This is a genomic window from Acinetobacter lwoffii, assembly GCF_029024105.1.
Lineage (GTDB): Bacteria > Pseudomonadota > Gammaproteobacteria > Pseudomonadales > Moraxellaceae > Acinetobacter > Acinetobacter lwoffii.
The window spans coordinates 2,848,043-2,872,682 of sequence record NZ_CP118963.1 but is presented as its reverse complement, the minus strand read 5'-3'; the positions used below and the strand labels follow the sequence as shown (position 1 = coordinate 2,872,682).

Sequence of the window (24,640 nt, the reverse complement as noted above, 5' to 3'; positions counted from 1 at the left end):
TTGTGTTTAAAAATAGTATTTAATCTGGTGAGGTCGGCTTCTAAGCTTTGTCATTTACTCGTCCATATGGTCATGAATGCCAAACCTTAGGGGTCTCCACTAGAATAATTGTTCACAAGAACTAGGAAAAAATAAAACATGTCAATGTTTAATATTATTCGTAAAGAATTCCAATTCGGTCAGCACAACGTTATCCTGGAAACAGGTCGTGTTGCCCGTCAGGCAAATACTGTTGTGATCACCATGGGCGGCGTACAAGTACTTGTTGCTGTTGTGGCACAGCCTAAAGCAAAAGCAGGTCAAGACTTCTTCCCATTGACTGTAAACTATCAAGAAAAGCAATATGCTGCTGGTCGTATCCCGGGTGGTTATGGCAAGCGTGAAGGCCGTCAGTCTGAAGCTGAAACTTTGATTTCACGTCTGATTGACCGTCCAATTCGTCCGTTGTTCCCAGAAGGTTACTTTAACGAAATTCAAGTTACAGCTACTGTTATTTCTTCTGACAAAACCATGGATGCTGACATTGCTGCAATGTTAGGTACTTCAGCTGCATTGTCTATCGCTGGTACACCTTTCCGTGGTCCGATTGGTGGCGCGCGCGTTGGTTTAATCAACGGTGAATACATCCTGAACCCAAACCTTGAACAACTTAAAGAGTCTGATCTTGATCTTGTTGTTGCGGGTACGGAATCTGCAGTATTGATGGTTGAATCTGAAGCGAAAGAGCTTTCAGAAGACCAAATGCTGGGCGCTGTATTGTTCGGTCATGACGAAATGCAAATTGCGATCCAGGCGATCAAAGAATTTGCTGCAGCTGCAGGCGCGGTTGAGTCAACTTGGGTTGCTCCAGTTAAAAACGAAGAACTTCTTGGTAAATTGAAAGAAGCTTTCGAAGCGAAAATCTCTGAAGCTTACACGATTGCAGTGAAACAAGACCGTTATGCGGCACTTGACGCGCTTTATGCAGAAGCAGTTGCACAGTTCGTTCCTGAAAATGACGAAACTGGCATTGCAGAAGAAGTAAATGAGCTGTTCGAAGACCTTAAATACCGTACCGTACGTGACAACATCCTGTCTGGTAAGCCACGTATTGATGGTCGTGATACCAAAACTGTTCGTGCAATCGACGTACAAGTAGGCGTTCTAGATCGTGCTCATGGTTCTGCATTGTTCACACGTGGTGAAACTCAAGCCTTGGTCACAACGACTTTGGGTAATACACGTGATGCGTTGATGGTTGATACTCTTGCAGGTACCAAAACTGACAACTTCATGTTGCACTACAACTTCCCTGCATACTCTGTAGGTGAAACGGGTCGTGAATCTGGTCCTAAGCGTCGTGAAATCGGTCACGGTCGTCTGGCACGTCGTGGTGTTCAAGCTGTACTTCCTGCGGCTGACCGCTTCCCATACGTGATCCGTATCGTATCTGACATCACTGAATCTAACGGTTCATCTTCAATGGCGTCTGTATGTGGTGCTTCATTATCATTGATGGATGCTGGTGTTCCACTTAAAGCACCAGTTGCAGGTATTGCGATGGGTCTAGTGAAAGAAGGCGAGCGTTTCGCAGTTCTTTCTGACATCTTGGGTGATGAAGATCACTTGGGCGACATGGACTTTAAAGTAGCTGGTTCTGCAAACGGTATTACTGCGCTACAAATGGACATCAAGATCGAAGGTATCACTGAAGAGATCATGGAATCTGCATTGAATCAGGCTTATGCGGGTCGTATGCACATCTTGAATGAGATGAACCAAGTGATTTCACGTGCGCGTCCTGAAATTTCGATGCACGCACCGACATTCCAGGTGATCAACATTAACCCGGATAAAATCCGTGATGTGATCGGTAAAGGCGGCGCGACCATTCGTGCAATTACTGAAGAAACTAAAGCAGCGATCGATATCGAAGATAACGGTACAGTTCGCGTATTTGGTGAAACTAAAGCGGCTGCGCAAGCTGCAGTTGCCAAGATCCAGGCACTTACTGCTGAAATCGAGCCAGGTACAATTTATACAGGTAAAGTGATTCGTATCGTTGAATTCGGTGCGTTCGTAAATATCCTGCCAGGTACTGATGGCTTGCTTCACATCTCTCAAATCTCAAACGAACGTATTGCGAACGTGGCAGATGTATTGAAAGAAGGTCAAGAAGTGAAAGTACAGGTTGCGGATGTTGATAACCGTGGCCGTATCAAATTGACGATGAAAGACATCGAACAAGTTTAATTCTTAAAATATTCACATGGGAAAACTCATGTGAATAACAACAAAAAAGCCCTGAGATTGGTCAAAGTGTTTACTTTGGCTGGCTCAGGGCTTTTTTTATGCCTTCAATAAGATTCTGCTACGCAAATAAAGACTGATTGGATTGCTTAAGTCTTCGGCTCGGCTCATAATTTTAAGACGGATAGATGGGGAAGGCCTAGCTCTATCCTGCAACAACAAAAAGCAGAATTGTGAATAGAGAATTGTCTTAATGCAGGTTTATTATTTTTACCAACATCCGACCGAACATCATATTTTTGTACAAAAAGAGCCTATTGCTCAAGCCGAACCTGAATTTATCTGGATCGACTATACCCGGGCAGATGTGGTTAATCGGGCTGAGACTTGGCAAAAAGAAATAGAACAGCAGACCCATTTATACCTAAACGAATTGCATGTAAACGATATTCTTAATTTAGAACATCCTTGTGTATTTGATAGCATGGATGACTATGAGTTGCTTATTTTTCGCAAGCTGATTACCCCGGATGATGACATCGAGAGCGGTGAGCAGGCGCTGGAACAGCATGAAAAAGTATTTGGTCTGGCGACTACTCCGATTAGTTTTATCATGACTCCTCAAGTGCTGATTACAGTACGTGAGCAAGGCAATAAAGCAATAAAAAATTATATTTCCCGTATTGAAACCCATGTGATCCGTTCCACTCAGGAACAAAATAAGTCACGAAAACTCCCGATGACCCCGCTGGATTTATCGTTACGTTTGCTGAATAGCATGGTGGATGGTTATTTGGATTTACGTGTGCCTTTAACCCGACGGGTTGAATTCTGGCAACAGGAGTTATTACAGGGGCATCGCCGCTTTACTAAATGGAACCAGTTATTGCAAGAAAGCATATCTTTTCAACAAGTGGAAAATCTCTGTGAAGAGCAAATTGATACCTTGCAAGAACTGCGAGATGAAATTATCGATAATTATCCACACTTGAAAGGCAAGAAGAAGTCGGAACGGCAGGATATTATGCTGGTCCGAATGAATGACCTGGTCAGCCATGTAGAGCGCATCCAAAAACACACTGTTCGTTTGCGTGCCTCGATTCAGGCGGCTATCGACCTGCATTTTTCAGCCATTGCTAATCAGACCAATGAAAATATGCGCATCTTGGCGATAATTACCGCTATTTTTGCACCGCTGACCTTATTGACCGGGATTTACGGGATGAACTTTGAATTTATTCCGGGGGCGAAATCTCCTGTCGGGTTCTGGAGTATGTTAATGATCATGTTCATTAGCACGGTATTGCTGGTGTATTATTTCTATCGCAGACATCTGGTCGGCCGAGGGGAGCGCAGTGTGATTGATCTACTGGCACAACAGCATAAGAATCAACACGTGAATCTGTTCTGGTTCCTGGACTATGAGCCGATTAAGCAATCAGTGAAAGAGACCATGAAAGAAGTTGAAAAGCTGACCAAATTAAAATAGAGCTACCTTTATCAATCGATATTTATAAAAGTTGTCCTATTTTTCAAGCACACGTAGATCAGTGGACTTCAATTTTAGATTAGCTCTGTAGAAATCAACACTCTGTTCTGCTGATCACTCAACTTGAGCTGTTCGAGTCAGTATTTTATAGATTTCATCTTTTAATTTCAGTTTTTTACGCTTGATCGCCTCAATATCATTGTTGATATGATTGACTGGATCAAGTTCAAGCTGGCTGATTTCTTTGTCCAGCTCATTATGTTCCTCGAATAACTTGGCAAAATAGGGATTTTCCTCGCGAAGTTGCACAATCAAGTCGCGGTATTCGGGAAACATGTATTTGATTTTCTTATTGCAATCTTTGGTTTTCATAGGGATTCTTATACTCTAATCATAAAATTAAATATAAATATGTTCTGATCTGCACTTGAAAATGCAGATCGACAGAACATGAAAAGGATTTACTTGAAGTGCAAATGTTTGACCTCGCGACGTAACTCCTGCACTTCATCAATGAGGTCCAGCATCATGGCAACGGCGCTAAATGAGGCATCAAAATCGCGTTGCAGGCGATAGGCGCGTTGTGCACGCGAGATATCTTCACCGAGGAAAGTGCTGGTCGGGGTTGTAGAACGATTTGGTAAAATTCCATGTTCAATTAACTGCATGACCCATTCCGGGCTTTGTCCACACGCTTCTGCAAAGTGGATCAAGTCAAATGAACGATCGTCTATAATTTCTGAGGGGGTATAACCTTGGGAAAAACTTTCTTGGTACTGAATCGTAGTCATGGGTCTACTCCTTAAACAGCCAAGTGTGCAAAATCCGGAGAAAGGGAAGGTGCTAAAATAGAACGCTTTCCAATCCTTGGACATGCAGACTCAGAGTGATGACTCAAATGATCATGAGTCAAGAGTCGGGATGCGCTGGTAGTTGATGAATCAGTCGGTCTGACCGGATCTTTATCAGCAGCATGCGAGGCAAAGAAGGTTAAAGCTGAAATGGTTTTTATAATTTTATGTGTTATCGACAAAGCGTATTCAATCACTTTCCTGTGTTGAATAGAGGGTGCCATATGAAGTCTGTAAAGCAGACCAAAGGGCAAAATTGAACGAGGCTGAAGATTGATCATCATAAATGGATAAAAAATAACCGTCTTCAATCCATTATTATGACTTTGCCTGCCCCAAAACAGTTTTTATTTGTACCTTATTGTTTCAAATCATGACAAAGAAAAAAGCCCCTGATACAGGGGCTTTGAAAATATTTCTGAAATTAATATTTTACCCAGGTTACACTGCGGCCAATTACCGATACCCCGACATAACCACGCAAGGTAAGACGTTTGCCATTGGCACTTAAGCGTGCTTTACCTTTGTAAACTTTGCCACTGATCGGATCAAGCACTTTGCCATCATGGTATTCCCGCGGCTTTTTCGGATCTGCCTTAAAATCCCAGATAAACGGCAGGCCTAGAAAAGGCTTGTTCTTGAGCTGACCTGGACATTTATGACAGATCCCCATTTTTTCTGCGCCAGGCAGGCTGCGTGTTTCGACAATCACCCCTTCATAACTGCCATCTGCTTTCTTGCGAATTTCCACATCCGCACGAGAATAACCCGATTGATCATCGATGGTTTTCCATTTACCCAATAACGGATCTTCATAGGCAAAGGCCAAGCTAGAAACTGCTGCTAAACTCATCCCCATTACTAGAGTATTCAATAATTTTCTCATAACATACCTGTTAAATTGATGATGTATTCATTTTAGAATTATTGCTCTAATTTATTTTAAAAGCATAATTAAATCAATAGGATGAACTGTGAAGTCTTTCTCATAATTTTTTGAAAATGATGAATATTTAGGTTTTGTTAATGTGAATAATCTTATAATTCAACAGGGATTCTTAGATTGGATTCACAGGAGAGTTTGATTCAGGGAGTAGACGGGTTTTCTAATGTAGGGGAATACGCTCTGTTGAACTCAGTCCCATAGGTTTTAAAATATAAAAAAAGCATTCCTAGGAATGCTTTTAAACTTAAGGATTCTAAGTACTTAGCTCAGGTGTTTACCAAATAGACCCAAGGCTTCTTCAGCCGTAAAGGTATATTGGCTATTACAGAACTGGCAGTCCATCTCGATCGGATTCTGGAATTCCAGCGTTTCACGGATCGACTCTACGCCGATTTGCTGTAAAGCGACTGCACAACGCTCTTTAGAGCAGGTACAACCGAACTTCAACACTTCCGTATCTGGCAGACGCACTTCTTCTTCATTATATAAACGATACAGAATATCAGTGGCTTGCAAACCGACTAACTCTTCAGTTTTTAGGGTCTCTGTGAGCATGGTCAGACGTGGCCATAGGTCTTCATCTACCCGGCGTTGTTCTTCTTCACTATTACGTGGTAACAGCTGAATCAGTAAACCACCTGCACGCTGATGGTCGCTCGCCAGCACAATGCGCGTTGGAATCTGTGCAGACAGGTCATAATACTGCATCAGACAGCCCGCCAAATTTTCTTTATCAAGGGGTACAATCCCCTGATAACGCTCGCCAAATTCTGGTTCGATATTGATGAACAGAACCGGAGAGGTGAGTGACTTCAACACGGTACTGCTGTCTTCACCGACCAGAAAGTGCGGATCTTCTTCATAGTCAGCCAAAGCGCGAACTTCACCCAAATGGTTACATTCAGCCATAGCCCATTTAAATGTGCCTGATGCCTGAATTTGCAGGCTGATACGTCCTTTAATCTTCAATGTGCTGGCCAGCAGTGCAGTGGCACTGAGCATTTCACCTAGCAGGATTTTAACTGCAGGGGCATAGTCACGTTGCGCTAAAATGGTTTGTAAAGCTTCTTCAAGATGCACCACTTCACCACGAACAGGGCTATCTTCAATAAAAAAGCGTTGGCGTAAATCAGACATAAAATTCTCCATAACCCTGCTTTAATGGTGTCATTATTGTAAAACACAAGTTATGACAGTTCATCTCTTAACGTATCAATTCCTGCGCCGTTTGTATCCTGTTGCTGCTGTGTAGCTTGTTTTTGCGCTTTATGGCGTTGATCCTGGGCAAACAGATGCTCCAGTTCGGCTAAACTGCTCCGCTGATTTTCATAATTTGGATGTTCATCCGGATCCAGATGATATTGGCTGTTGAGCAGTTTTTCATCCTGTTCGCGGAAGTTTTGAATCTGTTGCTGGCTATTTTCGAGGTCAGGATTGAGCTGGTTTAGTAAGGCCTGACTGAGTTCCAAAGCTGAAAGATAAGTTTCACGCCAGATGTGTTTCACGCCCAAATCCTGCAATAAATGCACATGATGCCGGTCACGGGCACGTATCCATAAACAGGTTTCAGGATAATTCAGCCGCAGATGCCGCACGATCAGCATCGAGTCTTCAATATCATCAATCGCCACAATCACCTGTTGCGCTGTAGCAATGCCGGTCTGTATCAAGGCTTCCGGTTCTGTTGCATCTGCCTGATAGAAAGGGATGTCGTACTGCGCCAGAAGTTCAGTGGCTGGCAAATTGCTGTCCATGACACTAAAAGCGTGTTGCTGCTGCAGTAAAATCCGGGCAATAATCTGTCCGAAGCGGCCAAAGCCAATCAGCAGGATTGGTGTATGGGCTTGAGGATTGGAATCGGTTTCAAAGGTTGCCGCCAGATGATTGTGGCGATCCAGACGCGGTAAGATCTGGCTATGCAATAACCAATAAAATGCGGGGGTCAGCAGCAAGGAAAAACTCACCATCCAAAGCAAGGGGGACAGTAGATTGGCCGTAATAATCTGGTCGGATACTGCAATCACCAGTGCCAGTAAGGCAAATTCGCCGCCTTGCGCCAGACTGGCTGCCAGCAGGGTACTATTGCGCCAGCTATTTTGATGATAACGTGCCAATGCCAGACTGATTGCAAACTTGACCAAGATCAAAGCGAAAGTGCCGCCCAGAATCATTCCGGGGAAATCCAGCAGATCAGCTAAGTGCAGTGACATGCCCAGACTGATAAAGGCCAAGCCGATCAACACGCCCTGAAAAGGTCGAATCGTACTTTCTACCGCAGGCCGGAAATCTGAATCTGCCAGTAAAATGCCGGCAAACAAGGCGCCGAGAAATAGATTCAGTCCAAGGGTATTCATTAACACCAGCAACCCCAAGGTCACCGCAATCGCGACAATCGCATGCAGTTCATGACTGCCACTTTTGGCAATCCAGCGATACAGCGGTTGCATCAGGTAGCGATTACACAGGAACAGACCGCTCAACGTCGCGATGAGGGCAGCAAAGTAGGCCACGCCATGTTCGGTCGAGCGAATCCCGGCAAATAAGGGAATGGCTGCAATCACCAGAATGGCCAACAGAGCATGAATCAGCAGAATCGAATAGGCTTGCTGACCATAGCTGGTGGCGAACTGTTCCTGATGATTGAGATGTTGAATCACCAAAGTCAGGGCGGACAAACTGCCGGCGAGTCCAATTACAATGCTGGCGAGTAGGCTTTGCTGAAGGAAAACCCAGGCCATGAGCGTGAAAATCAGGGTGCTGATTAGTACCTGTAAAGCAGCCATCATCCACAGGGAGGGATTAATCTGCACAATGCGTTGTGGTCTGAGTTGCAGGCCGATCCAGAACATCAGTGCCATCAGGCTGACTTGCATGAAACTACTCATGACTTCGGGTGTCTGAATCAGGTGCAAAAGGCTTGGACTTAAGATGATCCCTGTTAACAGATAGCCCAGCACACTTGGCAATCTGAGCCTTTTACTCAGTGGCACTATCAACAGTGCAATGACCAGAACCAGTGTTATTTGTAACAGTATCGACATTTTCCTGCCCTAAATTTATTCTTGATCCAGACTTGCAGTTTCGTATTCCAGATCGATCCTCAGGCGCAATATCTTTTAGCTCAGTTCCTGAGGGTCGATGTCCAGCGTGAGCTTCATGCTAGAAGGTTTGTCCTGCAGCATGTTTTGCCACCAGCTACGCACATAGTAATGCAAACGTGGACGATCCGCTGACAATAGCACCATATGCGACTGATAGCGCCCCGCCTTGCGTTCCATTGGCGCAGGAATCGGTCCCCAGATGTCCAGCTCCAGATCAGGATATTGCCTGAGGAGTGCTGCATGTTTCTGTAAGAATTCGGTATTTTGTGACTGATCCTTGGATTCACAGCGAATCAGGATGGCATAACGATAGGGCGGCATTCTGGCCATCTGCCGTTCTTTTAAGGTTTGCTGGGCAAATACGCGATAATTTTCATTGACCAGGGTATTCAGCAGGGCATGATCAGGTCTGAGGGTCTGTAGGTAAACATCACCCTTATGTTCACCACGGCCTGCGCGGCCTGCCACCTGCACAATCAGTTGTGCAGTCCGTTCAGTAGCACGGAAATCCACACTGAGCAGACCGGAATCGATATCCAGAATCGCCACCAGCGTCACATAAGGAAAATGATGGCCTTTGGCCAGCATCTGGGTGCCAAGCAAAATGGCAGGTTCGCTTTTCTGAATCTTGTCATAGATTTTTTGCCAGCTGCCGACCCGACTGGTGGAATCGCGATCGACCCGAATCACCTCAAAATCCGGAAAGAGCTCATTCAGATGCTCTTCGACTTTGCCGGTGCCCATACCCAGTGTAATCAGTTCCTGATGCTGACATTGTGGGCAGTGTTCCGGCATACGGTGAATAGTACCGCAGTGATGGCAATGTAGATGCTGATAAGGCTGGCGGTGTACAGTGAAGTTGGCATCACAGTGCGGACATTTCGCCTGCCAGCCACAGCTGCCACACAGCAGGACGGGGGCATAGCCACGGCGGTTTAAAAAAATCAGCACCTGTTCTTTTTTCTCCAGGCGCTTTTTGATGTCCTGAATCAATTGCAGGCTAATCCCATGCTTTTTTTGCGCAACTTTTAAATCCAGAATATGGATTTTGGGCATCAAGGCCGTGCCGGCACGCTGGTTCAGCTCCAGTGCCTGCATCTTGCCATGTTGCACCAGCGCATAACTGTCAATGCTTGGTGTGGCTGACCCTAAGATTACCGGACATTGCTGTAAATGGCCGCGGTACAGGGCGACATCGCGGGCATGATAGCGGAAGCCTTCCTGCTGTTTAAAGGACAGGTCATGTTCTTCATCCAGAATGATCAGGCCCAGATTCGGCATCGGGGTATAAATGGCAGAACGTGTACCGAGTACGATTGAGGCTTTGCCGGTTTCTGCCGACTGCCAGGCTTGTAGCCGTTTGGAATCATTCAGCCCGGAATGCAGCAACGCAATATGGCAATGAAAACGGGACTGAAAACGGCTGATGGTTTGCGGCGTCAGGCCGATTTCCGGCACCAGCACCAGCACCTGTTTGCCCTGTTTCAGTACCTGTTCCATGATCTGCAAATACACTTCAGTTTTACCGCTGCCGGTCAGACCATCCAGTAAAAAAGCTTGATATTGATTGCGATATTTTAATACCTGTTCGACTGCATGTTTTTGTTCAGGATTGGCAGTAAGCGGCATTTGTGCCAGCTGCATCGGCTGCGGATTGAAATCTTGTGGCTCCAGCACACAGGCGCAAATCTCTTTTTTCTCCAGCGCTTTTAAGGTCGCGGTTTCAATCCCGGCCATGTTCAGCACATTTTCAGTGGTCCCGACCGGATGCAGTTTTAAAATCCGGTAAGCTTCCTGCTGCTTGTCCGAACGGCGTACTTTGGCCTCGGCATCAGGGTCCAGGAATTTCCAGGTACGGGCCAGCAGGTTATAAGGCTTACCCTGACGCAACAGAGTCGGCAGGGCACTGTGGACGACTTCACCGATCGGAAACTGGTAATACTGCGCTGACCATGTCAACAAACTTAAAACTTTGGCATCTATAATGGCGCGTTCATCGAGCAGTTCGGTTACTGCCTTAAGCTTAAAGCGTGGGTCGAGAGGAGTGTCTGCAGGCAGTTTTTCGATAATCACCCCGACCAGATTCTGCCGACCAAACGATACCAGTACACGTGCGCCAATCTGCGCCTGTTCAAATTGTTCTGCACTCATTGTGTAATCAAAACAATCAAATACATGTACAGGTACAGCAACGCGTACGCGATAAAGTAGACTGGAATCGGTGTGAGAATTTTGCATATCTTGGGGTGGAGATCCTGAAGAAATTTCGTCGTGCTTAAAGTTCGATTATGTTAGAGTGAGCAGATAATTTATATCAAAGAATATGAATGATTTCGGTGGTCTGACGCAACAGCGTTAAGCAAAATTTTGGAAAATTAGAGCATTACAATGCCTGCATATCAGTTTATTGCGCTTGATGCTTCAGGAAAGCAGCAAAAAGGCGTGCTGGAGGGGGATTCTGCACGTCAGATCCGGCAACAATTACGGGATAAAGCACTTATTCCGGTCTCTGTTGATCCTGTCGAAAAAAAAGACCAGCAGCATCGTCGAAAATGGTTTGAAAAAAGCATCACCGCCTACGATCTGGCCCTCATGACCCGGCAGCTATCTGTGCTGGTCGCTGCCGCGATTCCGCTGGAAGAAGCCATCCGCGCCGTCGGCAAGCAAAGCGAAAAAGTGCATGTACAAAACCTGCTGATGTCGGTTCGCTCCAAGGTACTAGAAGGGCATAGTCTGGCGCAGGGTTTGCAGCAATCCGGACGTTTTCCTGAACTGTATATTGCTACGATTGCGGCCGGTGAGCGTTCCGGACATCTGGACCTGATTCTGGATCAGTTGGCTGACTATACCGAAAACCGGTTTGCCATGCAGAAAAAAATTCAGGGTGCAATGGTCTATCCGATTATCCTGATGCTGATGTCCTTTGCGATCGTGATGGGGCTGATGACCTATGTGGTGCCGGATATCGTCAAGACTTTTGATCAGAGTAAAGACGCCTTACCGTGGATTACCGTGGCCTTGATGAAAGCCAGTGATTTTATCCGCATTGCTTGGCCATTTTTATTGATTGGTGGTGCTTTGGGGATTTTCCTGTTGGTCCGGTTTTTAAGAACCACCGCCGGGCATTATGCCTTTGACCGTCTGACCTTAAAATTACCTTTATTCGGCAAATTGTCACGCGGGATTAATGCCGCACGTTTTGCCAGTACCTTATCCATTTTGACCCAGTCTGGCGTGCCGCTGGTCGATGCACTGCGCATTGGTGCTGCAGTCAGTAACAACTGGGTGATCCGTGATGCTGTCAATCTGGCAGCGGAAAAAGTCACTGAAGGTGGCAACCTGGCGACCCAACTGGAACGCAGTGGTTATTTCCCGCCGATGATGGTACAAATGATCAAAAGTGGTGAAGCGTCTGGTGAACTGGACCGCATGTTGGAACGTGCTTCACAGATGCAGGATCGCGAAGTGACCACCCTGATTTCAACTTTACTGGCCTTGCTGGAACCTTTAATGCTGGTATTGATGGCCAGTATTGTTTTGGTGATTGTGATTGCAGTGATGCTGCCAATTGTGAATATGAATAATATGATTTAAACAGAAGCCAGTTAGAATTTTGCTGTGATCAAGATTCAAGTGGAAATTCTGAATGATGCAAATAAATGAGAGAGATTGAATGAAAAGGAATCAATTAAATAAACAGACGGGCTTTACCTTAATCGAAGTCATGGTGGTGATTGTTATTCTCGGTGTGCTTGCTGCGCTGATCGTTCCGAACGTGATGGGACGCGGTGAAAAGGCCAAAGTAGATACCACCGTGATCAAGTTGCAGAGCATTGCAGGTTCACTGGATCAATACAAGCTGGACAATGGCAAGTATCCAAGTATGCAGGAAGGTGGTCTGGATGCACTGGTGAATCAGCCAGCGACTGCAAAAAACTGGGTGCCGGGCGGTTATGTCAAAGGCGGTTTTCCAAAAGACAGCTGGGATAATGAACTGCAATATGTGATTCCGGGCACCGATGGTCGCAGCTTCGATCTGTATTCATTTGGTGCAGATGGTCAATCGGGTGGTGAAGGAACAGATGCCGATATTTATTATCAGCCTTAATTGAGAATCATTATAAATTCTCGATAGATGGCATATATCACTTCACTTAATAGGCTATTTCAATACGAAGTGAAGTGATAATAACTATTAATTATTAAATATAATGTAAGTTATTGATATTTATAATAATGAAATAATAAAAACGATATGCGAGTTATAATAAGAATTATTCCCATATTTATCTATTACAATTCTCGTAAAATATGAATAAACATACACTTTCTATTTATTTAAAAAAGCTCATAATGATCTGAATGGTACTTGACTCGCCAACGGAGAAGCACATGAAAGCATTAATCTTAGGAGATGAAATCAATCAATTTCATTGGTCGATGCTGAAATCTGTTCTTCTGGTTTTAAGCATGCTGCCGATCAGTCAGGGAATCGTCCATTTATGGCAAAGCACCGAAGGCAGCAGCCAGATTATGGTGGCTTTCTTTGCTATCAGTTTGATGAGCAGTTTATTAGCCCTGTGTTTCTGGTCAGCATTAAATGCGAGTGTAATCCGCATTCAAGCCGAACAAGGTTCAGCATTTGAGCAGACATTGGTTAACCTGTATCGTCATGTGCCGATGTTGTCTCTTGCCAGTATGGTGTGTTATCTGGCTATACAGTTTTAAGTTTTAAAGAGATAAAAAACCGAGGCTGTGACCTCGGTTTTTTATTGCCTTGAGTGTTCTTCGCTTTCATAAAGGGAGCTTAGGAGGGATTGATAAGGTGCTATATTCAGGAATCCCCTAAATCCCTCTTTGTAAAAGAGGGACTTGAAGAAATTATCTTCTTGACTTAAAGCTGACATCCACTTTACGTGGACGGAAGCGCCATCCAATAAGCAAAAGCAGAACTGAGAAGATCATCACTGGCCAATCACTGAGTTTCATATACAGCGTTTCGCCCTGCATGGCTGGAAGTTCACCACGTAATACCGCTTCCTGATCCACCGGGGCTTTTTTCACGATGTGGCCATTGTGGTCAATAAAGGCGGTTACACCGGTATTGGTGGCGCGAATAAACCAGCGGCCATTTTCTTTAGCACGCATTTGCACCATTTGCAGATGCTGTAATGGTCCTGCCGTGCCGGTAAACCAGGCATCATTAGACACGGTCACCAGAAAATCACTTTGGCTGGCATTGCGACGGGTCAAATTCGGGTAGGCCACTTCATAACAAATTGCAGAACCCAATGGATGATTTTTCACATTCAATGGTTTTTGATGATCTGCGCCCCGGGTAAAACCACTCATGGAAGGATCATTTTGCAGACCTGGCAAGACCCAGCTCAGCCAGCCTGATAAGGGGATATATTCACCAAAGGGAACCAGTCGTTGCTTCTTGTATAGCCCATCAGATTCATTTCCGCTGGCCATAATGCTATTGTAATATTTTGGATAGCCTGCAGCCTGTGATTCTGCTAAATCCCAATATGGAATGCCGGTCACCCATGCAGTGCCTGATTTTTCAGCTTGTACTTTCATGGCCTCCAGAAAGGCTTCAATATCAGTCTGGAACATGGGAATCGAAGATTCCGGCCAGACGATCAGATCACGGCCCCATTCGGTTCTACTCAAATTGGCATAAATCAATAAGGTCTTCACCTGATATTCAGTTAGCCATTTCAAGTCTTGCGGAATATTGCCCTGAATCAGGGAAACCGTTAAAGGCTTTTGATTTTTTTGCTCAACAAACGTCAGCTGTGCTGCGCCCCAGGCACCGAGTAATAAAACTGCCGAAGGAATGGCCCAGAACAGGCGTCTATTTAGAATTTCAACCAGCGCACAGGCCAGAATGATCACCACGAAAGATACGCCAAACACCCCGAATAAGGGCGCATAAGCATCTAGGTAGCGTTCGGTAAAGGCATAGCCGGCGAATAGCCATGGGAATCCGGTAAAGACCCAGGTCTTGGACCATTCAAACAGCACCCACAGCGGGGCAAAGGTTAAAGGAGTTTCCGGGAAAAAGCGGCGATAGACAAACGTTTGAACGGCACTAAACAGACCCATCACCAGTGCCATAATCAGGATCATTACAACGCTGAGAAATGCACTGGTATCGCCATAGACATGAATCGAGGTATAGAGCCAGAATGCGCCGACAAACCACAAGCCGATCCCATAAGCCCAGCCAATGCCAAAAGCCTGTTTTGCTGTACGTCCGCGCAGGCAGGCATAGAGCAGTGCTGGAGACAGAATGGCCAGCCACCAGTAATGATAGGGGGCTAGTGCCAAACTAAAGATGGCACCTGCGAATAAGGCAATTAAAACAGGATAGATCAGCGGCAACGGTTTTTGCTGTTGATTAGAACTCAACAGCTTATCAAAATACGCTCTCATTGGCGCACGGCTCGAATTAGGTGAATCGAGCGTGAATCTGCCTCAAGAATGGTAAATTGCCAGTTTTCCAGTTCAATGGTCTGACCTTCAAGATCACTTACCAGACCAATTTCCTGTAATAACAAGCCACCCATGGTTTCCACTTCATCATCAGGGAAAGTCGCATCCAGCATATTATTGAAATACTCAATTGGGGTCAGCGCTTGTACCACCCAGGTATTGGCCGTAGTCGGATCATTGTCCGGAACAATGTAGTATGCTTCTTCATCAGCATTGTCATGTTCATCTTCAATTTCACCGACAATTTCTTCCAGAATATCTTCCAGCGTCACCAGACCCGAAGTCGTACCGTATTCATCAATCACCACCGCAATATGCGTCTGGGTATTCTTCAACATGCGCAAAACCTGATCGGAGCGGGCGCTTTCTGGAACAAACAAAGGCTGACGCATAAGCGCGCGAATATCGACTTTGGCCGTCGGTTCAGTTAGAAAAGGCAATAAATCCTTTGCCAACAGAATGCCGACTACATTATCGGTCTGATCGGAAGAAAATACCGGAAAACGTGAATGCGCAGATTCGACCAGCACATGCAGGATATCCAGCAGTTGGTCATCTTCCTGTAAGCTGATCATGGACGTGCGAGGCGTCATGACTTCACGAATTTTGGTTGCCGGGAGGTCAAGAACGCCCTCAAGCATGGCAACAGTATCGGGTTCTAAAAATCGACGTGAATCTTGTACTAATTTTAGCAGTTCGTCGCGAGTTTCGGGTGCAGTTCCCAGCCATTTGCGTAAGCCGCGCATACCCCACGACGGGCCTGATTCCTCGTGCATGATTTTTCCTGAAGACTCTTAATATCTAAAAAAACGTGGTTTTATCATACCGCAGAAAATACGCTTGTCTATTGTAAATATGATGCAGAGTCTTGATCATACGAGTCAGGCCTAATTTTGGAACTGGCCACGTATGCAAAGCAGCAATGTAATCGCAGCTTTATGCTAAAATATGGCGGTCTTTCCATCCTGAGTCTATCGATGTCCCCAACTGAAATTATTCCAAGTCTGCAATTGAATACCCGAGGTTTACGTTGTCCTGAGCCAGTGATGATGTTGCATCAGGCGATCCGTAAATCTAAGGCAGGTGATGTGGTTGAGGTGTTTGCCACGGATAATTCAACGTCGTGGGATATTCCAAAATTCTGTATGCATTTGGGGCATGAGTTGCTATTGCAGGAAGAACGTCTGGATGAAAATGGTAATAAAGAATTTCATTATTTAGTGAAGAAAGGCTAATAAATGAAAAAAATGCATAACTTTAAAGTTATGCATCTTAGTTTAATTAAAAAAATAAAGTATGGTAAATGCTATAATTTTGAAAAGTTGAAAATTATTAATAATGGAAAAATTAAAATACTTAATAGGAATATTTTTCCTTTTACTTGTTAATGTTACTGCCCGAGCTGAAGAAGTTTATGCAGTATCTGAGAATATTCGAGATTTAGATAATATAGAAAATCGTATTTTTAGAGATATAGATTTAATGATTTTTTTGCCCTCTGAAAATGAATGGAAAGCTCTACAAGGAATTGAATATTTATATTGCTCTGTAGTGGCTGATATTTTAGATGATAGAGACAATGCTAAGATTTTTTATAAAGATGGAATGGATTTTTTAGATTTTCATGCTAAAGAATTTGTAAGTGATAAATCTTCAATCAAACGTTCGATGATTTTAGAGAGAGTTGATCATATAGCATCGAAGTATTATTTTTTTGATCAAAAAGAGACTTTTAAAGGAGCACTTTTTGCGACTTTATTTAATAATATTGAAGATACATATGTATCAGTTGGACCTACTAGACACTTAGTAGCTTTAAAATTTAGGTCTTCGTATGAAAGACATTGTAAAAAATAAACCCGCTTTAAAGCGGGTTTATTTTTATCTCATATGAGAGATTACATATTTGGATAGTTCGGACCACCGCCACCTTCCGGTGTCACCCAGGTGATGTTCTGGGAAGGGTCCTTAATGTCACAGGTCTTGCAGTGCACACAGTTGGCTGCATTGATCTGGAAGCGTTTCGAACCGTCATTATTTTCCATGATTTCATAAACACCTGCCGGGCAGTAACGCTGTGCAGGCTCATCCCATTTCGGCAGGTTCACTTCCACCGGAATTGAAGCATCGGTGAGTTTCAGATGCGCTGGCTGGTTTTCTTCATGCACGGTATTCGATACAAACACTGAAGACAGACGGTCAAAGGTCAGCTTGCCATCCGGTTTTGGATAGTTTGGCTTGAAGCTTTCAGCTGCCTGGGTTTTTAGTGCAGCATGGTCTTGAACCAGATCGTGCAGGGTAAATGGCACTTTAAACACGTTCTGGTCGATAAAGTTAAAGGCACCCCCGATCCATTGACCGAACTTGTGCATTGCCGGGCCAAAGTTACGCGAGTTATACAGCTCTTCTTTCAGCCAGCTGTTGTTAAACTTGTCGGTATAAGCAGTCAGTTCTTTGACAAAGAAATCTTCGCCTTCCACTACACGCGCCACCGCCAGATCACCGCCTTTTTCTACACCAGCAGCAATCGCTTCAAACACCGCTTCACCGCAGAGCATGCCGGATTTCATCGCAGTATGTGAACCCTTGATCTTGGCAAAGTTCAGGAAGCCGGCATCATCACCAATCAAAGAACCACCCGGGAAGGTGAATTTTGGTAATGAGTTAAAACCACCTTTGGTCACAGCACGCGCACCATAAGAAATACGCTTACCACCTTCCAGATACTGCTTGATCAATGGATGGGTTTTCCAGCGCTGCATTTCCATGAAGGGATACATATGCGGGTTGGTGTAAGACAGATCTACGATCATGCCCAGAGTCACCTGGTTATTCTCAGCATGGTATAACCACCAGCCACCTGAAGAACCAGTTTCATTTAGTGGCCAGCCGGCACCGTGCATCACCAGACCCGGTTTATGCTTGGCAGGATCGATTTCCCAAAGCTCTTTAATGCCGATACCGTAGTGTTGCGGATCAGCGTCCTTGTCCAGGTTGAACTTCTGGATCAGACGTTTACCTAAGTGACCACGACAGCCTTCAGCGAAAATTGTGTATTTGGCATGCAGTTCATAACCCGGGGTAAAGTTATGCGTTGGTTCGCCATCTTTACCAATACCCATATCACCGGTTTGGATGCCTTTGACTGTACCATCGGCATGATACAGAATTTCAGACGCGGCAAAGCCCGGAAAGATCGACACTTCCAGTTCTTCCGCTTTCTGGCCTAACCAGCGCACCACATTGCCCAGTGAAATGACATAGTTGCCATCGTTATGCATGGTTTTAGGCACCATCCAGTGCGGTGCTTCCTGTGATTTTTCATCTGAAAGCAGGAAGAAGGTTTTATCTTCAGTCACCGGGACATTCAGCGGGGCACCCTGTTCTTTCCAGTCGGGGAACAGCTCGTTCATGGCACGTGGTTCAAGCACAGCACCAGACAGAATATGTGCACCGACTTCGGAGCCTTTTTCTACGACACAAACGGACAAATCGTTTAAGTTGTTTTCAATTGCAAGTTGACGGATTTTGATCGCAGCAGAAAGACCCGCAGGGCCTGCGCCTACGATGACGACGTCAAACTCCATCGATTCACGTTCGATGTGTTCCATGTAGGACTCCTCATATTACTATTCGGTGGCAACCATAATCATATGATTGGGTGCTGCCATAAGTGTTCTTGGTTCCTAGACACAAAAATGCTAGTGTCTTTGATAATCTGGGCTAGTATAGTTTTAAAGCCGGTTTTAGCCAATTGGCTGAAACATATTATTTTTCCGTCATTAAGGTCTTCTTTTATGGATAAGCCAGTACCCAGCACAAATCCGACGAAAAAAGTAACTTATCCCGATGATAAAAATTTAATGGATATCGCACAATACTTAAAAGATGCACAGGGCAGTCACAAAAGGTCAATACCCCCTTTGGAGCAATGGCAGCCAAAGCATTGTGGCACAATGGATCTCAAGGTTTTAGCCAACGGCGAATGGTGGCACGAAGGTCAATTGATCAAGCGTCAGCCGATGATTGACCTGTTTGCAACGGTGCTCTGGAAAGAAAACGATAAATTCTATCTAAAAACACCAGTAGAAATGATTGAAATCGAAGTTGAAGATGAACCTTTATTTGTCAATCAGGTCGATCAGGTTGAGATCAATGGAGTGACTTATCTGCAACTGGGCACAACCACGCAAGACCTGATTATTGTCGATGCTGAACATCCAATCTTTATGCGTGAATACAAAGGTGAGTTGCGGCCTTATGTGCATGTGCGTTTTGGGATTAATGCCCTGATTCAGCGTGCGGCATTTTTACATCTGGTCGAGATGGGAGAGCTTGATGAAAATCCGGCAGGCGAAACCGTTTTAAGTTTGAAAAGTGGTGATTTAGACTTGCATTTGAGCACCTGAGGTTTAAGCTTGATCGCTAGAAATTTCAAACAAGCTACCTGCAACGTTATGAGCGCTATTCAACCAATTTCCCAGTTATTAGACCCGATGCCCAATGCCACGGCAGATGCGCCTATTGGCATTTTTGACTCAGGCGTAGGCGGCTTGTCAGTCGCCCTGGAAATTGCCCGCCATTTGCCTAATGAACGCTTTGTCTATTATGCGGATACTGCGCATGTGCCTTATGGCCCGAGAGATGATCAGGAAATTCGTGCCTTGACGGCTCAGGCGATTGAATGGCTTTATCGTCAAGGTTGTAAAGTTGCGGTGGTGGCTTGTAATACCGCTTCCGCTTTTAGTCTGGATTATTTGCGTGACTATTATGGTGAAAACTTTCCGATTATCGGTTTAGTACCCGCACTTAAACCGGCCGTCCTGAATACCCAGTCGAAAACTGTGGCGGTATTGGCCACGCCTGCAACCTTCCGCGGCCAGCTGATTAAAGATGTCATTTCCCGTTTTGCCGAACCGGCTCAAGTCAAAGTCCTGCCTGTGACCAGTCTGGATCTGGTGCCTTTTGTTGAGGCTGGAGAGCAGATGAGTGCAGCCTGTTTGCAGACATTAAAAGAGATTTTACAACCAGTTGTAGATCAGGGCGCTGATTATTTAGTATTAGGATGTACACATTACCCCTTCCTAAAATCGTCAATTCAGTATATTTTTGGTCAAAAGCTGACATTAATTGACTCAGGATTCGCGGTTGCAAGACAAACGGCCCAAATTTTAATTAAAAATGGGTTATTATTTGAGCATGAGTCTAAAGAAAGCGTGAAAATTGAATTGGTGGTGAGTGGGCAGAATGCTGAACAGCTCCGACCGATTTTGCAGCACCTGATTCCGGCCGATTTAAAATGGCAGGTCAGTAATATGAGTGCAGTTTAAAACTCATTTTTATAATTTAAGAAGAAAGATATTTTGATTGTGGGGTGGCCATATTGGGTAAAGAAGCATGTGATGATGCATTTTTTACCCAAATGTACAGGAGAAGAGGATAGCCCATGCTGGATAAACGGTACCAAGTGTTCATCTCAACCTCTGGGGCAGAAATGCAACCGGAGCGTATCATTCTGTCTCAAACACTGGTAGGAATGGGGTTTTTCTCGTGGGGACTGGAACAGCGTACACCGCTGAATACTGCATTTGCACGCCGCCAGATTGATGACTGTGATTATGTCGTGATTCTGCTGGGAAGCCAGTATGGAGAGCAGTCGGTATCGGGTGTTGGCTATATGCATCTCGAATATATTTATGCAGTGACCAAGCAAAAACCGATTATTGTGTTTATGCATGATGATCCGGCATCACGTGAAAGTGCATTGCATGATGCCAAACCGGAATTACAGGAAAAATTTAAGGAATTCCGTCAACTGTTACAGCAGGAAGTCGATCAGGTCTTTACTTACCGTAGTCTGCGCGATCTGGAAATGGCGGTACGTTTTAACATGCCACAAATGCTGGAGCGCTATCCGGTGACCGGCTGGGTGCGTCCGCAAAATACCCAGGCGCTGCATGACGAGATTGACCAGCTGAAAGCTAAAGTCGCGCAATTGGAACGTGATGGCGGAACTGCAGAAGTTGATCCATTCCTGAGCTTGCCCAAAGTGGCGATGCATGAAGTTTTTTCTTTTGAATACCGGATGCATGCTTATCAGGATGGTAATTTTAAAGAAATCAAAGTTCAGAAAAAACTCACTTGGGCACAATTATTGGCATTGCTGGGTTCAACCTTTGTCAATCCCACACCTGAAGAGTTTTTCTCAAAGCGCATGAATGAATATCTGAATGAAACCGGTTTGCAGGATGCACGGGTGCAGATGCCGCGTGCGCATGCAGTTGCGCGTGCCCAGATGAATATTCGTGCCTTGCATAGTTTAAAAATTCAAATGCGCCAGAATGACTGGATTGTGCCATCCGGTCGTGATGACCGACAGCGCATGCTGTGGCAGATCACGCCAAAAGCGCAAAAGTTGCTGGACAGCAGCTTGCTGGATTTAGATCGCACTTTTCAATATAAGTCAGCGTATTAATCCATAGAGAGAATAAATAAAAAGCTGTTAAAGTACAGGGGTTGATATCCTGACGGACGAACTGAATGTATTCTCCTGCTAAAGCGAAAGTGACGATTATATTGGCAAACTTGGGCACACCAGATGAGCCTACGATTCCAGCGGTACGCCGTTTCCTCAAGCAGTTTTTATCTGATCAGCGTGTGATTGAAATTCCCAAACCGATTTGGCAAATCATTCTGCGCTTATTCATTTTGCCTTTCCGTCCAAAGCGGGTATCACAGGCCTATGCGCAAGTATGGGGACAGGATTCGCCGATGCGTGAAATTCTGTTTGAGCAGGTCGCAGCAGTTAAGACCCATTTAACCCAGCTTTATCCGCAGTTTGAACTGAATGTGATACCTGCTATGACCTATGGCAATCCGAATATTCAGGATGTCTTGGCACAGGTCTCCGCGCAGCCACAGGAACACGTGATTCTATTTCCCCTGTTTCCCCAATATTCAGCCACTTCGACCGCACCTCTATACGATGCTGTGGCGAAATGGGTGGTTAAACAGCGCAATTTACCCGGTTTGACAGTGATCCGGGATTATTATCAACATCCTTTATTTATCCAGTCGCTGGCTCAAAGTGTACGGGACTATCAGGCAATTCATGGTCGGCCAGAGAAATTGTTGATGTCTTTCCACGGTATTCCACAGCCCTATGCTGATAAAGGCGATCCTTATGCCGACCGTTGCCGCATAACTGGCAAGCTGTTGGCTAAAGCCTTGGGTTTAAGCGAAGATCAATATGCGATCAGCTTCCAGTCGCGGTTTGGCAAACAGGAATGGATCAAGCCCTATACCGATGTTTTGCTTGAAGATTGGGCTAAGCAGGGGGTGAAATCAATTCAAGTAATGAGTCCAGCATTTTCCGCGGACTGTCTGGAAACGCTTGAAGAGCTGGCAATCGAAAATGCCGAGACTTTTAAAGCACTCGGCGGTGAAAGCTATAGTTACATTCCGGCATTAAATAGCCGTGAAGATCATTTGCGATTGCTCAATAGTCTGCTTCAGGCTAATCTGGATGCATTGACACAGACACTTACCCATTAACTTGCCCGAGGTTTTTCACCCCATGTTACAAGTCAAAATTGTTCCAGTTACTGCATTTCAGCAAAACTGTTCCATCGTTTGGGATACGGAAACTAAAGAAGCCATTTTGATTGATGCTGGGGGCGAACCTGAAAAACTGAAAACTGAAGTTGAAGCGCTGGGTTTAACGGTTAAAGCCTTGTGGCTCACTCATGGCCATCTGGATCATGCGGGTGCGGTGGGTGCGTTAAAAAAGGCTTGGGATGTACCGGTGATTGGACCGCATAAGGAAGATGCATTCTGGCTCGACATGATTCAGGAAGTTTCTGCACGTTATGGCTTCCCGATTCCGGAAAAAGTCGAAGTGACCCAATGGCTGGAAGGTGGAGAAGTGCTCAAACTCGGCAATGAAGAATTTGAAGTGCGTTTTGCTCCAGGCCATACGCCAGGTCATGTGATGTTCTATAACAAAAATTATGACTTGTTATGGACAGGGGATGTATTGTTTAAAGGTTCAATTGGCCGGACTGATTTCCCGCGTGGCAACCATCAGCAGCTCTTAGATTCCATTCAGAGAGAATGTTTTAGTCTGCCGGATGAAACTCAATTCATTTCAGGACATGGATCGATCAGCACCATTGGTTTTGAAAAGCAGCATAATCCTTTTGTTGCAGGTAAAGCGGGTTAAAAGCGTAAATAAAAGACCAACATAGTTTGGTCTTTTATTTTTATTCTGAAAAGGGATTATTGCGAAGTTGTCGCGTTTGCATGTGTATGAGCCAAGCGGCAAAAGCAAAAAGCACACCCAATACAATAAATAAACTATCTTGTTGGAAAATGCCGACTCCCAAAGAAAGAAGTGCGAGTAGACCGACCCCAATTAATATGACTCTTAAAATAATATAACCCATATTATTGCTCTAAAAATAATGTGAAAATTTAGAGTAGAACAATAATACTAAGGCTTTATGAATGATGTTAATTCGTGTTGCTTTATCTAAGTAATTTTATAAAACTCATATGATTTATTTACTTAATTTCGACAAGATTGTACTTTCGGACATAAGTCTCGACAGGTAAGACATTTTATTCTTCGCTGTTGTCGGCTTGTGGTGCATCCTGGGTAGGCAAACTATATTCCTCATTGGCCCAAGCCCCCAGATCAATCATTTTGCAACGTTCTGAGCAAAAAGGACGGAATTCATTATCTTCCCATGTAGTCAGCTTGCCACAGCGCGGACAGTTTAAAGTGGTAGGCATGACAATAACTCCAAAGAAAAATAAAGGTTCGATTAGGCAAATATAGCCGCACTTGTTAGACTTATGCGGTTTTTATTAGTTTGATCTGATTATGCCGATTCGTCAATTTCAAGCACAGCGTATGCATGCGCCCCGTGATTTTCAAAGCATCAGTCCTGAACCGGTCTGCGTTGAAGTGGGAGCGGGTAAAGGTAAACATGCCTTGTTATTCAGCAAGAACAATCCCGACACTCAACTGATTGCAATTGAACGTACCCGTGAAAAATTTCTGGCGATGCAAAAACAGCATGCTGTTGAGGGTCAAACTAATTTACAAACCGTTCATGCCGATGCTTTACCGTGGATCGTGCATGCACTGTATCCGCAGCAGGTAGAACAATTCTTTATTTTATATCCAAATCCTGAACCGCATAATCCGGCACAGCGCTGGGTCAATATGCCATTTTTTGAGTTTCTGCTTTCCCGCGTGAAAACCGGTGGAACGATTACGCTGGCCAGTAATATTCCTGCCTATATCGAAGAAGCAGAAATACAGGTACAAGAGCTCTGGAAGCTACCTTTTGTCAAAGAAGTGATTGCTGCAGATTCGGCGCGTACCCATTTTGAAATTAAATATCTGGAGCGCGGTGAACTATGCCAGCAACTGATCATCAGCAAGCCTGAAACTTATGTGACACGTTTTGATGATTTCCAGCCTTTGCAAGGGCAGAATGCCACCGTCTCGGAATAA

General features: G+C 44.8%; 24 protein-coding genes. 13 read left to right on the top strand and 11 right to left on the bottom strand.

Going from position 1 to position 24,640, the window contains the following annotated elements:
• Nucleotides 1-144 precede the first annotated feature (144 nt).
• A complete protein-coding gene (pnp, locus tag PYW33_RS13840) occupies nt 145-2,232 on the top strand; it encodes a polyribonucleotide nucleotidyltransferase (protein WP_016806862.1) in 2,088 nt (695 codons plus the stop codon).
• Nucleotides 2,233-2,482: 250 nt separating this feature from the next.
• Entirely contained in the window at nt 2,483-3,718 is a 1,236-nt protein-coding gene (locus PYW33_RS13835) for a magnesium transporter CorA family protein (protein WP_004647341.1), read from the top strand.
• Between the two features lie 114 nt (nt 3,719-3,832).
• Here PYW33_RS13835 and PYW33_RS13830 read toward each other — a convergent pair whose 3' ends face one another.
• The 6 genes from PYW33_RS13830 to PYW33_RS13805 all read right to left on the bottom strand — a co-directional run bounded on the left by PYW33_RS13830 (nt 3,833) and on the right by PYW33_RS13805 (nt 10,854).
• Entirely contained in the window at nt 3,833-4,090 is a 258-nt protein-coding gene (locus tag PYW33_RS13830; protein ID WP_004278574.1) for an HP1242/YdcH family protein, read from the bottom strand.
• An 89-nt stretch (nt 4,091-4,179) separates the two neighbouring features.
• The gene (locus PYW33_RS13825; protein WP_004647342.1) at nt 4,180-4,509 is read right to left on the bottom strand and encodes a chaperone modulator CbpM; all 330 of its coding nucleotides are present in this window, start codon (nt 4,507-4,509) and stop codon (nt 4,180-4,182) included.
• A gap of 484 nt (nt 4,510-4,993) precedes the next feature.
• Nucleotides 4,994-5,455, bottom strand: a complete 462-nt coding sequence (locus PYW33_RS13820) for a DUF2147 domain-containing protein (protein WP_004647343.1) — start codon at nt 5,453-5,455, stop codon at nt 4,994-4,996.
• Between the two features lie 321 nt (nt 5,456-5,776).
• A complete protein-coding gene (gene hslO / locus PYW33_RS13815; RefSeq protein ID WP_004647344.1) occupies nt 5,777-6,652 on the bottom strand; it encodes an Hsp33 family molecular chaperone HslO in 876 nt (291 codons plus the stop codon).
• A 50-nt stretch (nt 6,653-6,702) separates the two neighbouring features.
• Nucleotides 6,703-8,556 carry a cation:proton antiporter domain-containing protein gene (locus PYW33_RS13810; RefSeq protein WP_004647345.1) on the bottom strand — a complete coding sequence of 618 codons (1,854 nt, stop codon included), beginning with the start codon at nt 8,554-8,556 and terminating at the stop codon, nt 6,703-6,705.
• A 75-nt stretch (nt 8,557-8,631) separates the two neighbouring features.
• Entirely contained in the window at nt 8,632-10,854 is a 2,223-nt protein-coding gene (locus PYW33_RS13805) for a primosomal protein N' (protein WP_004647346.1), read from the bottom strand.
• A gap of 150 nt (nt 10,855-11,004) precedes the next feature.
• On the opposite strand from PYW33_RS13805, the gene gspF reads away from it, so the two are divergent.
• The 3 genes from gspF (at nt 11,005) to PYW33_RS13790 (ending at nt 13,344) form a co-directional block, all read left to right on the top strand.
• On the top strand, nt 11,005-12,210 hold the full coding sequence (gene gspF, locus PYW33_RS13800) for a type II secretion system inner membrane protein GspF (RefSeq protein WP_004278568.1): 1,206 nt from the start codon (nt 11,005-11,007) through the stop codon (nt 12,208-12,210).
• Nucleotides 12,211-12,289: 79 nt separating this feature from the next.
• On the top strand, nt 12,290-12,724 hold the full coding sequence (gene gspG, locus PYW33_RS13795) for a type II secretion system major pseudopilin GspG (RefSeq protein ID WP_004278567.1): 435 nt from the start codon (nt 12,290-12,292) through the stop codon (nt 12,722-12,724).
• Between the two features lie 284 nt (nt 12,725-13,008).
• The gene (locus PYW33_RS13790; protein ID WP_004278566.1) at nt 13,009-13,344 is read left to right on the top strand and encodes a hypothetical protein; all 336 of its coding nucleotides are present in this window, start codon (nt 13,009-13,011) and stop codon (nt 13,342-13,344) included.
• Nucleotides 13,345-13,497: 153 nt separating this feature from the next.
• On the opposite strand, the gene lnt is transcribed toward PYW33_RS13790, so the two are convergent.
• Together lnt and PYW33_RS13780 are read right to left on the bottom strand one after the other, a co-directional pair.
• The gene (lnt, locus tag PYW33_RS13785) at nt 13,498-15,057 is read right to left on the bottom strand and encodes an apolipoprotein N-acyltransferase (protein WP_004278565.1); all 1,560 of its coding nucleotides are present in this window, start codon (nt 15,055-15,057) and stop codon (nt 13,498-13,500) included.
• Nucleotides 15,054-15,893, bottom strand: coding sequence for an HlyC/CorC family transporter (locus PYW33_RS13780; RefSeq protein ID WP_004278564.1), 840 nt, complete (start codon nt 15,891-15,893; stop codon nt 15,054-15,056). Before PYW33_RS13780 ends, lnt begins: the two co-directional genes overlap by 4 nt.
• Nucleotides 15,894-16,094: 201 nt before the next feature.
• Between PYW33_RS13780 and tusA the strand changes: the two genes are divergently transcribed.
• Complete coding sequence (tusA, locus tag PYW33_RS13775; RefSeq protein WP_004278563.1) at nt 16,095-16,352, top strand: sulfurtransferase TusA; 258 nt, start codon at nt 16,095-16,097, stop codon at nt 16,350-16,352.
• A gap of 103 nt (nt 16,353-16,455) precedes the next feature.
• A complete protein-coding gene (locus tag PYW33_RS13770) occupies nt 16,456-16,974 on the top strand; it encodes a hypothetical protein (protein ID WP_004278562.1) in 519 nt (172 codons plus the stop codon).
• Between the two features lie 41 nt (nt 16,975-17,015).
• Here the strand turns inward: PYW33_RS13770 and PYW33_RS13765 are convergent, their stop codons facing one another.
• Nucleotides 17,016-18,728: an electron transfer flavoprotein-ubiquinone oxidoreductase gene (locus PYW33_RS13765; RefSeq protein WP_004278561.1), complete on the bottom strand. Its 1,713-nt coding sequence runs from the start codon at nt 18,726-18,728 to the stop codon at nt 17,016-17,018.
• Nucleotides 18,729-18,914: 186 nt separating this feature from the next.
• Between PYW33_RS13765 and PYW33_RS13760 the strand changes: the two genes are divergently transcribed.
• From PYW33_RS13760 to PYW33_RS13740, 5 genes are all read left to right on the top strand, one after another.
• Entirely contained in the window at nt 18,915-19,526 is a 612-nt protein-coding gene (locus PYW33_RS13760; RefSeq protein WP_004278560.1) for a DUF1285 domain-containing protein, read from the top strand.
• 48 nt (nt 19,527-19,574) lie between these two features.
• Nucleotides 19,575-20,447, top strand: a complete 873-nt coding sequence (gene murI / locus PYW33_RS13755; protein WP_004278559.1) for a glutamate racemase — start codon at nt 19,575-19,577, stop codon at nt 20,445-20,447.
• A gap of 116 nt (nt 20,448-20,563) precedes the next feature.
• Entirely contained in the window at nt 20,564-21,592 is a 1,029-nt protein-coding gene (locus tag PYW33_RS13750) for a DUF4062 domain-containing protein (RefSeq protein WP_004278558.1), read from the top strand.
• A 65-nt stretch (nt 21,593-21,657) separates the two neighbouring features.
• Nucleotides 21,658-22,671: a ferrochelatase gene (hemH, locus tag PYW33_RS13745; RefSeq protein WP_004278557.1), complete on the top strand. Its 1,014-nt coding sequence runs from the start codon at nt 21,658-21,660 to the stop codon at nt 22,669-22,671.
• A gap of 22 nt (nt 22,672-22,693) precedes the next feature.
• A complete protein-coding gene (locus PYW33_RS13740) occupies nt 22,694-23,338 on the top strand; it encodes an MBL fold metallo-hydrolase (protein WP_004278556.1) in 645 nt (214 codons plus the stop codon).
• A 40-nt stretch (nt 23,339-23,378) separates the two neighbouring features.
• Here the strand turns inward: PYW33_RS13740 and PYW33_RS13735 are convergent, their stop codons facing one another.
• Complete coding sequence (locus PYW33_RS13735; protein WP_004278555.1) at nt 23,379-23,561, bottom strand: hypothetical protein; 183 nt, start codon at nt 23,559-23,561, stop codon at nt 23,379-23,381.
• Nucleotides 23,562-23,736: 175 nt separating this feature from the next.
• Nucleotides 23,737-23,910 carry a DNA gyrase inhibitor YacG gene (locus PYW33_RS13730; RefSeq protein WP_004278554.1) on the bottom strand — a complete coding sequence of 58 codons (174 nt, stop codon included), beginning with the start codon at nt 23,908-23,910 and terminating at the stop codon, nt 23,737-23,739.
• A gap of 85 nt (nt 23,911-23,995) precedes the next feature.
• Between PYW33_RS13730 and PYW33_RS13725 the strand changes: the two genes are divergently transcribed.
• Nucleotides 23,996-24,640: a class I SAM-dependent methyltransferase gene (locus PYW33_RS13725; RefSeq protein ID WP_171054286.1), complete on the top strand. Its 645-nt coding sequence runs from the start codon at nt 23,996-23,998 to the stop codon at nt 24,638-24,640.

Coding starts and splice junctions, on each gene's coding strand:
- PYW33_RS13835 (WP_004647341.1), top strand. CDS start 2,483: ATGCAGGTTTATTATTTTTACCAACATCCGACCGAACATCATATTTTT.
- PYW33_RS13805 (WP_004647346.1), bottom strand. CDS start 10,854: ATGCAAAATTCTCACACCGATTCCAGTCTACTTTATCGCGTACGCGTT.
- PYW33_RS13760 (WP_004278560.1), top strand. CDS start 18,915: ATGGATAAGCCAGTACCCAGCACAAATCCGACGAAAAAAGTAACTTAT.
- PYW33_RS13735 (WP_004278555.1), bottom strand. CDS start 23,561: ATGGGTTATATTATTTTAAGAGTCATATTAATTGGGGTCGGTCTACTC.
- PYW33_RS13770 (WP_004278562.1), top strand. CDS start 16,456: ATGGAAAAATTAAAATACTTAATAGGAATATTTTTCCTTTTACTTGTT.
- gspG (WP_004278567.1), top strand. CDS start 12,290: ATGAAAAGGAATCAATTAAATAAACAGACGGGCTTTACCTTAATCGAA.
- pnp (WP_016806862.1), top strand. CDS start 145: ATGTTTAATATTATTCGTAAAGAATTCCAATTCGGTCAGCACAACGTT.
- PYW33_RS13740 (WP_004278556.1), top strand. CDS start 22,694: ATGTTACAAGTCAAAATTGTTCCAGTTACTGCATTTCAGCAAAACTGT.
- hemH (WP_004278557.1), top strand. CDS start 21,658: ATGTATTCTCCTGCTAAAGCGAAAGTGACGATTATATTGGCAAACTTG.
- PYW33_RS13780 (WP_004278564.1), bottom strand. CDS start 15,893: ATGCACGAGGAATCAGGCCCGTCGTGGGGTATGCGCGGCTTACGCAAA.
- PYW33_RS13730 (WP_004278554.1), bottom strand. CDS start 23,910: ATGCCTACCACTTTAAACTGTCCGCGCTGTGGCAAGCTGACTACATGG.
- PYW33_RS13790 (WP_004278566.1), top strand. CDS start 13,009: ATGAAAGCATTAATCTTAGGAGATGAAATCAATCAATTTCATTGGTCG.
- PYW33_RS13765 (WP_004278561.1), bottom strand. CDS start 18,728: ATGGAACACATCGAACGTGAATCGATGGAGTTTGACGTCGTCATCGTA.
- lnt (WP_004278565.1), bottom strand. CDS start 15,057: ATGAGAGCGTATTTTGATAAGCTGTTGAGTTCTAATCAACAGCAAAAA.
- PYW33_RS13830 (WP_004278574.1), bottom strand. CDS start 4,090: ATGAAAACCAAAGATTGCAATAAGAAAATCAAATACATGTTTCCCGAA.
- murI (WP_004278559.1), top strand. CDS start 19,575: ATGAGCGCTATTCAACCAATTTCCCAGTTATTAGACCCGATGCCCAAT.
- PYW33_RS13825 (WP_004647342.1), bottom strand. CDS start 4,509: ATGACTACGATTCAGTACCAAGAAAGTTTTTCCCAAGGTTATACCCCC.
- gspF (WP_004278568.1), top strand. CDS start 11,005: ATGCCTGCATATCAGTTTATTGCGCTTGATGCTTCAGGAAAGCAGCAA.
- PYW33_RS13750 (WP_004278558.1), top strand. CDS start 20,564: ATGCTGGATAAACGGTACCAAGTGTTCATCTCAACCTCTGGGGCAGAA.
- PYW33_RS13820 (WP_004647343.1), bottom strand. CDS start 5,455: ATGAGAAAATTATTGAATACTCTAGTAATGGGGATGAGTTTAGCAGCA.
- hslO (WP_004647344.1), bottom strand. CDS start 6,652: ATGTCTGATTTACGCCAACGCTTTTTTATTGAAGATAGCCCTGTTCGT.
- PYW33_RS13810 (WP_004647345.1), bottom strand. CDS start 8,556: ATGTCGATACTGTTACAAATAACACTGGTTCTGGTCATTGCACTGTTG.
- tusA (WP_004278563.1), top strand. CDS start 16,095: ATGTCCCCAACTGAAATTATTCCAAGTCTGCAATTGAATACCCGAGGT.